Genomic DNA, 8,743 nt, shown 5'->3' on the forward strand with positions numbered 1-8,743 from the left:
TTCGCAAGAGGTCTAATATATAAAAAATCGAGAAGATTTACGGTTAAAACCTAAAGAACCTCGTATAGAAATTAAAAAACCAACTACACAAGAACCTTCTTACTATTTATTTCAAATGAATAGCTTTGATAGATTATATCTCAAAGTGTTATTCCAAAGAAATTTCGTTTTTCAAAATAAAATTAATATAATATGTGAAGGAAAAACAGATCCTCAACATATTAATATTTTCTTAAAAAATTCTAAAAATTTTTTTAAGAAAAATTATAATGTAATGGCATTTAAAGAAGAAGATCCGTCTTTTTTTTCTAAAGAACTACGCATACAAGGTGGTACAGGCTCATTATGCAGGTTTATAGATGTATATAGCACCTTATTTATGTCCACTAAGAGTTCCAATCTTCCAACCATTCTTCTAGTAGATTCAGATGATGCTGGAAACAGTGTATTTGCTAAAGCAGAGAAAAGATACCCTAAGACTTTTAAATCAGTTAATAACTATAAATATAAAATTAGATTTGCACATGTCTTAAAAAACTTATCTATCAGCTACTTATATTTGACAGGCGTATCATAGCCCCACATTTCTCTCCTTTATTTATGGGGTTACGCATGAAAATGCTTAAAATACTTCTAGCAACTGCAATCGTTGCAACTTCAGCTTCTGCTATGGCTTCTACAACAGTTTCTCCAGTTGCTGCAATGAAAGAACAAGCAAAAACTGTTGCAGCTCAAACTGCTCAACAAGCAACCGCGCCTGTACAAGCAAAAGTAGCGACTGCAACCGTTAAAGCACAAGATACTGCTGCCAAAGTAGCTGCTGAGAAACAAGCGGCTGTCGCTAAAGTAGAAGCAGCTGATGCCAAAGTGGTAGCAGCAAAAGCTGAAGTCGCTCAAAACGTAGAAGCTGCAAAAGCTGCACCTGCAGATATGAAAAAAGTAGCGGATTCTAAAGTAGAAGCTGTGAAAACTGATGCAGCTGTAAAAACTGCTGAAGTAAAAGAAGCAACTGTAGCAAAAGCTGAAGAAGTAAAAGCTGCAGCAGCTCAACCAGCAGAAGCAGTAAAAGCAGCACCTGCCGAAGCAGCTGTAAAAGCCGAGAAAAAAGGCTGGTTCTCTTGGTTTAAAAAATCTGCTTAAGATATTTTAAATCCATAAAAAAAAGATGTCCGAGTGACATCTTTTTTATTTTTAGCTCTCTCTGTTTTAAAGTCAAAAATCTAAAGACCGTATAAATCTCTTATTCGACTTTTTGGGCTAGCATGGTCGCAAAATGCTGCTTGATCCGGTTGCCCTGTTCATCTACACGGTGTAATTCACCTACATTTTCATTATATTTCACCAGATTCCAGCCTTCATAATAGGCACTAAGCTGTCCCGGCTTAAAACTAAACGGAAAGTCTGGCTGTACTGGAATATCATCGGTATCCATCGCACAGACAATCAGGTTATAACCGCCCGGTACTGTCGCCTGCTGCATCTGTGCAATAAGAGGTGGAATGGTATCGGCCTGTAGGAACATCATCACTACCGTACAGCAGATAAAGTCATATTGGCCCTGAATACTGGGGTCAAAATTTAAATCTCGCTGCTGAACCTGAATATTCCCGATTTCTTCGACCTGAATGATCTGTCTTAAGGTCTGCAGACTATTTTCATTCACATCCCAGGCGTCGACTTCAAAACCGTTCTGACTCAAATACAGTGAATTGCGGCCTGAACCACAACCGACATCCAGCGCACAACCACCCTTTAAATACGGCATAGCTGCCAGAATTTCCGAATGGGTCGGGCTTAGCTGATATTTCTTAGTGAAGTAATCCTCAGGTTTGCAGTAAAAACGTAGCTGACATTCTGCATCTTCACTGGCAGAAACAATCTTATGCCACATCTGTGGCTCAATAAACGGCGGTTGCTGCTCTGGCGTAAATACATGTTCTGACTGTACATGACCTGACTGATCCAGCATGGCAAAATACAGCTCACCTTTGAGCACGGTCAGCTTTGCCCAAGTGCCTGCTTTGGTATTGTGCGGCTGCTTGAATCCTTGTGGAATAGCTTGCTGTGACCAGACCGGAAATTCTTTATAACATCTCAGTTGTTGCATAAAAGATTGTGCTCCCTCTTCTCGCTTTCCGTCTGCAAGCATGCTTCTGGATATTCATTTTTCTCAAGCATAGCTGGTTCTATTACCGATGAGAACTGGCACATCTTTGATGTAAGCAAGGCTGATCAACCTCACAGGAAAATATCATGGCATTTAGGTAGAAAAAACCATAAGATCTTTATGCTTAGAGTTTATTCTCCGCTTCTTTAAGTGCCTGCTGATCCACTTGAGTCATTTGCTGGTTGAGCTGCACTATTTCCTGATACAGCTTATTGAATTGCTTTAAGGGTGCATCTTCATAGAACATAAAGGTCTGATTTTTCTTTTCCCATTTATTGTTTTTCAGCACCAGAAATAACTGGTCTGCTTTGGCCAGACTCTGTTTTTCGATTTCAAAAATTGCATGGGCATTATCCTGCTGCTGATTGGCTTTCAGATTATCTGCCAGTTGCTGACGATAGCGATTTTTAATATCCAGCTGTTTCACCTGCTCTAACTGCTGGGTTGCCCGCTGCTGAATTGTCTGTTCATAGCTATCGACAATTTCATGCACGCGCTTCAGCATGGCTTCAGTTTCTTTATAGTCTTGAGCCTGATCTTTGGCTAAGCGGTCAATGTCCAGAAAACGATCCCAGTTCGCTGCTTTGAGGTCACGTAAATACTGATTACGAGCCTCGGCACGATCACGCATCTGACCCAGAATAAACTGGGCCATTACGGCATAATCCCCGTCCAGACGATCATCTTCCAGATCAATCTGAATCGGTTTAGACCAATCCTGTGCCTGCTGCAAAATAGATCCAGTTTTTTCTTCCAGTACCGTTTCATATTCTTGCAAATCGGCCTGCTGTTTCTGCTCTACAGAATTTTGATAAAATAACCAGATCAAAATTGCCAGTACCACTCCAGCGATAATCATAAAAACACGGGGCATCTACACGCTCCAGGTCTGTCATCCAGATCTTGTTGATTTTTTTACACTATGCTTATTTTTCCAGCATAATTCAAGACATAGAGCTTTTCACATTTGTGAACGTGCTTTCTCAATACTGAAAAAATGAATCCAGTAAAAAGCCTGAAGAAAGGAAATAAGTTTTTAACCCACCCTTTCTTCATGACGTGATCTGGCTATACCGAAACTGACTGACCTGATCAGCCTAGCCCATCGGATTGTGTGCTAGCGCGAACCAAAAGGCAGACTGAGCTCAAGCCGATTCGGATCAAACTGTTCCCGGACGATCTGGACATTGGTGGCATTCCGGTCAATACCGAAAGGTTGCAGAATTACATAGATTCCGTTTCTTGGATCTGAAGACTGCAAGCCTTGCACTACTGCCAGTACATATTCTCGGAACACAGTAGGCAAACTGTCCAGATCAGGATTAGGCGCTGCTGCCCCCAGGTCAATATTTGCAACAACATCACCATCGACACTATAAGCTTGGATATCGCGTTCAATTTTCATCAGGCGCATCTGCAAAGCCTTACGCTGGCTGGCACCTTCCTGATAAGGCGTGATTTCAGTTACAGCACGCATTTCAGGCTCTGCCATGACAGTTAAGGTGGGAAGTACTGTTGCTTCAGAATGAGCAGGAGCTGCATGACTCAGTACAGGGAGAGTAAAAGCAGTAAAGGTCAGTATCAGGCCCAAGCTTTGAATGGATTTTAGGAGATTCATCTTATTACCCCTCGGTTGGAAAAGGGAAAGCGTCAGATTAAATCTTACAAGTAATATAGCTTCTTATTGTTAAGTTTGATAAACGGTCAATCGAACTCATTACACCCTCATAAAGCCAACCAGCAAATCAGAAACAAAGCTCCTAAAAAAATATAAATTAATCAGAAGTTAAATTTAAAAAAGCAAAAATCCCCGATTTGCGGGGATTGATTTGTATTACTGGCTCGTCCTTTTAAGGAGATCTTGGAAATTGCGCTACAGGAGATGGATTGTTGTAGTTTTCTAATAAGCCCAGATTCACCTTGTCCAGATTAATCTGTAGTTGAAGACCACGCCCTGGCTGCATGCTGCTGCTTCGATCGATCCCGACATTCTCCAGCAGTGTATACAGCCCTTGGGTTGGATCACTAGATTGTAAGCCTTGGGCAATGGTCATCACATACTGTTGTAGTGCAGGTGACAGTAGACTCAAATCTGGAGCTTGGGTCGGCTTGATATCGAGGTTTGCCAGCACATTTGGATTGACCATGAAATTCTCTGCATCCTTGGTTCCTCGGATTACCTGATGCTGCAAGGCAAGACGATTGGCTTCATTCTCAATAAATGGAACATAGCCAGTTTCATTACTCATTTCAGGTTCAGCCATAATGGTCATCGTCGGCAAGGTAAGCACGTGTTTCTGTTCTTCCGCGTGTACTCCTATGCTCAATGTACCTAACAGAATCCCAAATAAAGATGTTTTTATACTATTCATGGGCTTTCCCCTACTTCAAATTTCACAACCTGAATGCCTTCATCGGTTGCTAAAGTCTGTATTTAATCTAGTTATCTATTAGATTACCTTGATTATTTAGAGAACTCATTCCTGTTCAGATGGATGGCAAAACAAGTTAATTCTTGGGCTGAATCAAAAATTACAGGCAAAAAAAAACCTCAAACAATGTTTGAGGTTTTTTCGAATATGGTGGCGAGACCCAGGATCGAACTGGGGACACACGGATTTTCAATCCGTTGCTCTACCAACTGAGCTATCACGCCGATGCGGTGTATTAAGCCGTATCTGGACACATTAGTCAATCAAAATTATGAAAAAAAAGATTGAGTGTCTGAATTTTGGCCTAAAAAAAAATCCCTGATGGGATCAGGGATTGAAAACTTTAAAATCGTTTTGAATATGGTGGCGAGACCCAGGATCGAACTGGGGACACACGGATTTTCAATCCGTTGCTCTACCAACTGAGCTATCACGCCGATGTCGCGTATTAAACAGTTTCAGCTCTTAATCGTCAAGTACATAACGTATAAAAATCACCAAATGTTTACTTTTCCATCGATTTGCATGTTTATACAGCAATATTTTTCAATATTCTCAGCAAATACCTGACTAATAAAACAAATTGAATCCGTTATTTACAAAAAAAGCAGCCCTAAAGCTGCTTGAAATTTATCTGTATTTAAATTTTTTCAAGATTTGCCAGACAGCGGTGAATGGCCCCACATCCCGGTACGAATGCTTTTACTCCTTTTTCCTCTTCCATTCGGCATGCCTCACTCACCAGCCTTTCTGCAACCCCGCGTCCACGGTTGGCCGGATGCACCACAATATTTTCCAGGGTTCGGCTTTCGCCTTGTCCCGTGCACCAGATGGCGCCGATGATTTTGGTGTTAAATTCTGCGGTATAAAGTAAGGTATACTGTGCAAGGTTTTGCTCTAGATGTTCAATGGCATCTGCCCCATCACTAAATTCAGGGCTAGTGTCATACAGTCGCTCAAGCTGGCTGCGCACTTCGTCATTTTCTAGAGAAGTATAAGCATGTACGGTAATAGGCATTGATAAACCCTCCTGAGCAATCTAATATGCGGTGACGTCGTCACGGCGAAAATATTTTCTACATCAATCATTTTGACGTATTTGAGGAACGTGTCTATGACAGATCGTATCAGTGAAGTGGTAAGAAATACCAACGAAACCAAAATTCGAGTTCGTTTGAACCTCGATGGTACTGGTCAAGGCACTTTAAACACTGGTATTCCATTTTTAGATCATATGATTGATCAAATCAAGCGACATGGTCTGTTTGATATTGATATTCATTGTGATGGAGATCTGGAAATTGATGACCATCATACCGTAGAAGACTGTGGTATTACCTTAGGTCAAGCGTTCGCTCAGGCTTTGGGTGATAAAAAAGGCTTACGTCGTTATGGACACTTCTATGCGCCGCTTGATGAATCTTTAAGCCGTGTCGTGGTGGATCTGTCTGGTCGTCCGGGTCTGTTTATGGACATTCCATTTACCCGTGCCATGATTGGCCGTTTTGATGTAGACCTGTTCTCTGAGTTTTTCCAGGGCTTTGTCAACCACTCGCTGATGACTGTACACATTGACAACCTGAAAGGTAAAAACAGTCACCATCAGATCGAAAGTGTATTTAAGGCATTTGCCCGTGCACTGCGTATGGCATGTGAAGTTGATCCACGTGCTGCGAATACTGTTGCTTCAACCAAAGGTACCTTGTAATGACCCGTATTGCCCTTCTTGACTATGGCATGGGAAACCTACACTCAGCAGCCAAAGCACTTGAACACGTCGGTGCAACGGTAGATGTGACAAATGATCCAAAACTGATCGCCCAAGCCGACAAAATCGTTTTTCCGGGTGTGGGTGCAATGCGTGACTGTATGCAAGGCATGCATGAAGCCGGAATTGATGAAGTCGTACGTAATGCCGTGTTCAACAAACCAGTATTGGCCATCTGTGTCGGCATGCAGGCCCTGATGCAACGCTCTGAAGAAAATGGAGGTGCGGATGCACTGGGCATTTTTGCAGGCGAAGTCAAACACTTCCCGGAAATGGCAGGTTTAAAAGTGCCACATATGGGCTGGAACCAGGTACATCAGGCCGATCCAAGCCATCCAATGTGGAAAGATATTGCTCAGGATGCTCGTTTCTATTTCGTGCACAGTTACTATGTGGAACCGCAAGATCCAAGTATCGTGGCAGCGACCTGTAACTATGGTATTGATTTCTGTACTGCCCTGCATAAAGATAACCTGTTTGCGACTCAGTTCCATCCGGAAAAGAGCCATACTGCAGGCCTTCAATTGCTAAAAAACTTTGTGGATTGGAATATCTAGCCTAATACATTCAAAAAGCTCGCATCATGCGGGCTTTTTTTATGGGCTACAGTTTAAAATTTTATTTTTGAAAAATAATTCACATCCAATCTTCTTGCTCTCTAAGGTATGCTCTATTCAACCTGAATATTCATCAATGGAAGATACTTTAATCATGGATACACAGCCAAATGATGTCATACCGAGTAAAGAGACAATAGCGACTTTTCTACCTTTTCAAAATATCACACCTGAAAATATTGTGGTGATTAACAGCATTCAGCAATGTGAAGCTCTACGTGAAGAACTTGAGCAGATCTCGGTGTTTGGTCTGGACACTGAGTCCAAACCCACATTCAAGGTCGGTGAAGTTTCTACTGGTCCGCATCTGATTCAGCTGGCCACTCTGGAAAAGGCCTACCTGTTTCAAATGAATATTGCCATTTGGGATTTTCTGAAACCGATTTTTGCCAATCGAGACCAGATTAAAGTTGGTTTTGGCCTAAAAAATGATGCGCATCTTTTCCGTAAAAGAGGCATTGAGCTAAACAGTGTGATTGAACTGTCAAAGTGCTTTGGGGTGTTTGGCATTAAAAATCCTCTTGGATTAAAAAATGCCATGGCTTTGCTATTTCAGGTGAATTTTCCTAAATCGAAACGGGTCACGACATCGAACTGGGCGAAAAAACATCTCAGTCAGGCACAGATTGAATATGCGGCTGCAGATGCCTATGCACCTTTACTGGTCTTTGAAGAATTGCTGCACCGTGGCTTGGGTCCCAAGGAAGTTCCCAATACTTCACTAAAATTGAAAATTCGCCCGCATTCAAACATTTGAACGAACAAAAGATTAACTTCCTAGCGAAATATCATTTTGATATCAGACTTCCTCAGGGGTATTGGAATAAATAAAAAAATTGAAGAATAAAATCCTGTCACTCCAGCATATCTTCAGACAGGTTTTCTTTTTTCATACCGTTTAAGAGTTAGAAATTTCGACTTTATTTGCTAAGATGAACTTACTGAAATTCATTCTAAAGATTGAGCAAGGAGCGAAAGCATGCTGATCATCCCTGCAATTGACCTGAAAGATGGCAAATGTGTCCGTTTAAAACAAGGTCGTATGGAAGACGATACCGTATTTTCTGACGATCCGGTGGCAACAGCACAGCATTGGGTAAATGAAGGCGCTCGCCGCTTGCATTTAGTAGATTTAAATGGTGCTTTCGCAGGTACACCGATTCATAAGCCAGTGGTAGAGGCCATTGCCAAATCACAGCCAGAATTGCCTATCCAGATTGGTGGCGGGATCCGCTCACTGGAAACTATCGAGCATTATCTGGAAGCAGGTGTATCTTTTGTGATTATTGGTACAAAAGCAGTGCAAAATCCTGAATTTGTAGAAGAAGCATGCAAAAAATTTGCAGGCCACATTATTGTGGGTATCGATGCCATGAACGGCATGGTAGCCACTGATGGCTGGGCGAATGTCACTGATGTAAAAGCGACTGATCTGGCAAAACGTTTTGCGGATGCTGGCGTGTCTAGTATTGTTTATACCGATATTGCCCGTGATGGCATGATGCAGGGTGTCAACATCGAGCAAACCGTACATCTGGCACAATATTCAGGTCTGCCTGTGATTGCTTCAGGTGGCGTAACCAATATGGATGATGTACGTAACCTGAAAGATCAGCCTGGCATTTTAGGTGCGATTACCGGTCGTGCGATCTATGAAGGCACTTTAAATCTGCGTGAAGCACAATTATTGCTGGATGAACAAGAAGCGCTATAATAGCGTCTGCTGAAAAAGAGGTCTGTGGACCATTGCTGTCCCACA

At 42.0% G+C, this 8,743-nt stretch carries 11 protein-coding genes and 2 tRNA genes; 6 read left to right on the forward strand and 7 right to left on the reverse strand.

Going from position 1 to position 8,743, the window contains the following annotated elements; all coding sequences use genetic code 11:
* The first annotated feature begins 115 nt into the window (after nt 1-115).
* Both B3143_RS07335 and B3143_RS07340 read left to right on the forward strand, forming a co-directional pair.
* Nucleotides 116-577, forward strand: coding sequence for a hypothetical protein (locus B3143_RS07335; RefSeq protein ID WP_286739977.1), 462 nt, complete (start codon nt 116-118; stop codon nt 575-577).
* A gap of 35 nt (nt 578-612) precedes the next feature.
* The gene (locus B3143_RS07340; RefSeq protein ID WP_286739979.1) at nt 613-1,140 is read left to right on the forward strand and encodes a hypothetical protein; all 528 of its coding nucleotides are present in this window, start codon (nt 613-615) and stop codon (nt 1,138-1,140) included.
* A 100-nt stretch (nt 1,141-1,240) separates the two neighbouring features.
* Here the strand turns inward: B3143_RS07340 and tehB are convergent, their stop codons facing one another.
* From tehB to B3143_RS07375, 7 genes are all read right to left on the reverse strand, one after another.
* A complete protein-coding gene (gene tehB, locus B3143_RS07345; RefSeq protein WP_286739981.1) occupies nt 1,241-2,107 on the reverse strand; it encodes an SAM-dependent methyltransferase TehB in 867 nt (288 codons plus the stop codon).
* Between the two features lie 184 nt (nt 2,108-2,291).
* Nucleotides 2,292-3,041: a hypothetical protein gene (locus B3143_RS07350; protein WP_180002508.1), complete on the reverse strand. Its 750-nt coding sequence runs from the start codon at nt 3,039-3,041 to the stop codon at nt 2,292-2,294.
* Nucleotides 3,042-3,284: 243 nt separating this feature from the next.
* Nucleotides 3,285-3,785 (reverse strand): hypothetical protein, encoded by a 501-nt coding sequence (locus tag B3143_RS07355; protein WP_286739983.1) that lies wholly within the window; start codon nt 3,783-3,785, stop codon nt 3,285-3,287.
* A gap of 232 nt (nt 3,786-4,017) precedes the next feature.
* On the reverse strand, nt 4,018-4,539 hold the full coding sequence (locus tag B3143_RS07360) for a hypothetical protein (RefSeq protein ID WP_286739984.1): 522 nt from the start codon (nt 4,537-4,539) through the stop codon (nt 4,018-4,020).
* 208 nt (nt 4,540-4,747) lie between these two features.
* Nucleotides 4,748-4,823 (reverse strand) — tRNA-Phe (locus B3143_RS07365).
* Between the two features lie 137 nt (nt 4,824-4,960).
* Nucleotides 4,961-5,036 (reverse strand) — tRNA-Phe (locus B3143_RS07370).
* A gap of 203 nt (nt 5,037-5,239) precedes the next feature.
* Nucleotides 5,240-5,617 (reverse strand): GNAT family N-acetyltransferase, encoded by a 378-nt coding sequence (locus tag B3143_RS07375; protein WP_004781604.1) that lies wholly within the window; start codon nt 5,615-5,617, stop codon nt 5,240-5,242.
* A gap of 96 nt (nt 5,618-5,713) precedes the next feature.
* Between B3143_RS07375 and hisB the strand changes: the two genes are divergently transcribed.
* The 4 genes from hisB to hisA all read left to right on the forward strand — a co-directional run bounded on the left by hisB (nt 5,714) and on the right by hisA (nt 8,698).
* Nucleotides 5,714-6,307, forward strand: coding sequence for an imidazoleglycerol-phosphate dehydratase HisB (hisB, locus tag B3143_RS07380; protein WP_005232589.1), 594 nt, complete (start codon nt 5,714-5,716; stop codon nt 6,305-6,307).
* Nucleotides 6,307-6,924: an imidazole glycerol phosphate synthase subunit HisH gene (gene hisH, locus B3143_RS07385; protein WP_004781601.1), complete on the forward strand. Its 618-nt coding sequence runs from the start codon at nt 6,307-6,309 to the stop codon at nt 6,922-6,924. The genes hisB and hisH overlap by 1 nt, the downstream gene beginning before the upstream one ends.
* 154 nt (nt 6,925-7,078) lie before the next feature.
* A complete protein-coding gene (locus B3143_RS07390) occupies nt 7,079-7,741 on the forward strand; it encodes a 3'-5' exonuclease (RefSeq protein ID WP_286739985.1) in 663 nt (220 codons plus the stop codon).
* Between the two features lie 222 nt (nt 7,742-7,963).
* Nucleotides 7,964-8,698 carry a 1-(5-phosphoribosyl)-5-[(5-phosphoribosylamino)methylideneamino]imidazole-4-carboxamide isomerase gene (gene hisA, locus B3143_RS07395; RefSeq protein WP_005232592.1) on the forward strand — a complete coding sequence of 245 codons (735 nt, stop codon included), beginning with the start codon at nt 7,964-7,966 and terminating at the stop codon, nt 8,696-8,698.
* Nucleotides 8,699-8,743: the final 45 nt, after the last annotated feature.

This window comes from Acinetobacter sp. UBA1496 (assembly GCF_002324975.1).
Lineage (GTDB): Bacteria > Pseudomonadota > Gammaproteobacteria > Pseudomonadales > Moraxellaceae > Acinetobacter > Acinetobacter variabilis.

Bases quoted from the DNA above. Each gene is read 5' to 3' on its own strand.
- B3143_RS07335 (WP_286739977.1), top strand. From the start codon at position 116: ATGAATAGCTTTGATAGATTATATCTCAAAGTGTTATTCCAAAGAAAT.
- B3143_RS07340 (WP_286739979.1), top strand. From the start codon at position 613: ATGAAAATGCTTAAAATACTTCTAGCAACTGCAATCGTTGCAACTTCA.
- tehB (WP_286739981.1), bottom strand. From the start codon at position 2,107: ATGCAACAACTGAGATGTTATAAAGAATTTCCGGTCTGGTCACAGCAA.
- B3143_RS07350 (WP_180002508.1), bottom strand. From the start codon at position 3,041: ATGCCCCGTGTTTTTATGATTATCGCTGGAGTGGTACTGGCAATTTTG.
- B3143_RS07355 (WP_286739983.1), bottom strand. From the start codon at position 3,785: ATGAATCTCCTAAAATCCATTCAAAGCTTGGGCCTGATACTGACCTTT.
- B3143_RS07360 (WP_286739984.1), bottom strand. From the start codon at position 4,539: ATGAATAGTATAAAAACATCTTTATTTGGGATTCTGTTAGGTACATTG.
- B3143_RS07375 (WP_004781604.1), bottom strand. From the start codon at position 5,617: ATGCCTATTACCGTACATGCTTATACTTCTCTAGAAAATGACGAAGTG.
- hisB (WP_005232589.1), top strand. From the start codon at position 5,714: ATGACAGATCGTATCAGTGAAGTGGTAAGAAATACCAACGAAACCAAA.
- hisH (WP_004781601.1), top strand. From the start codon at position 6,307: ATGACCCGTATTGCCCTTCTTGACTATGGCATGGGAAACCTACACTCA.
- B3143_RS07390 (WP_286739985.1), top strand. From the start codon at position 7,079: ATGGATACACAGCCAAATGATGTCATACCGAGTAAAGAGACAATAGCG.
- hisA (WP_005232592.1), top strand. From the start codon at position 7,964: ATGCTGATCATCCCTGCAATTGACCTGAAAGATGGCAAATGTGTCCGT.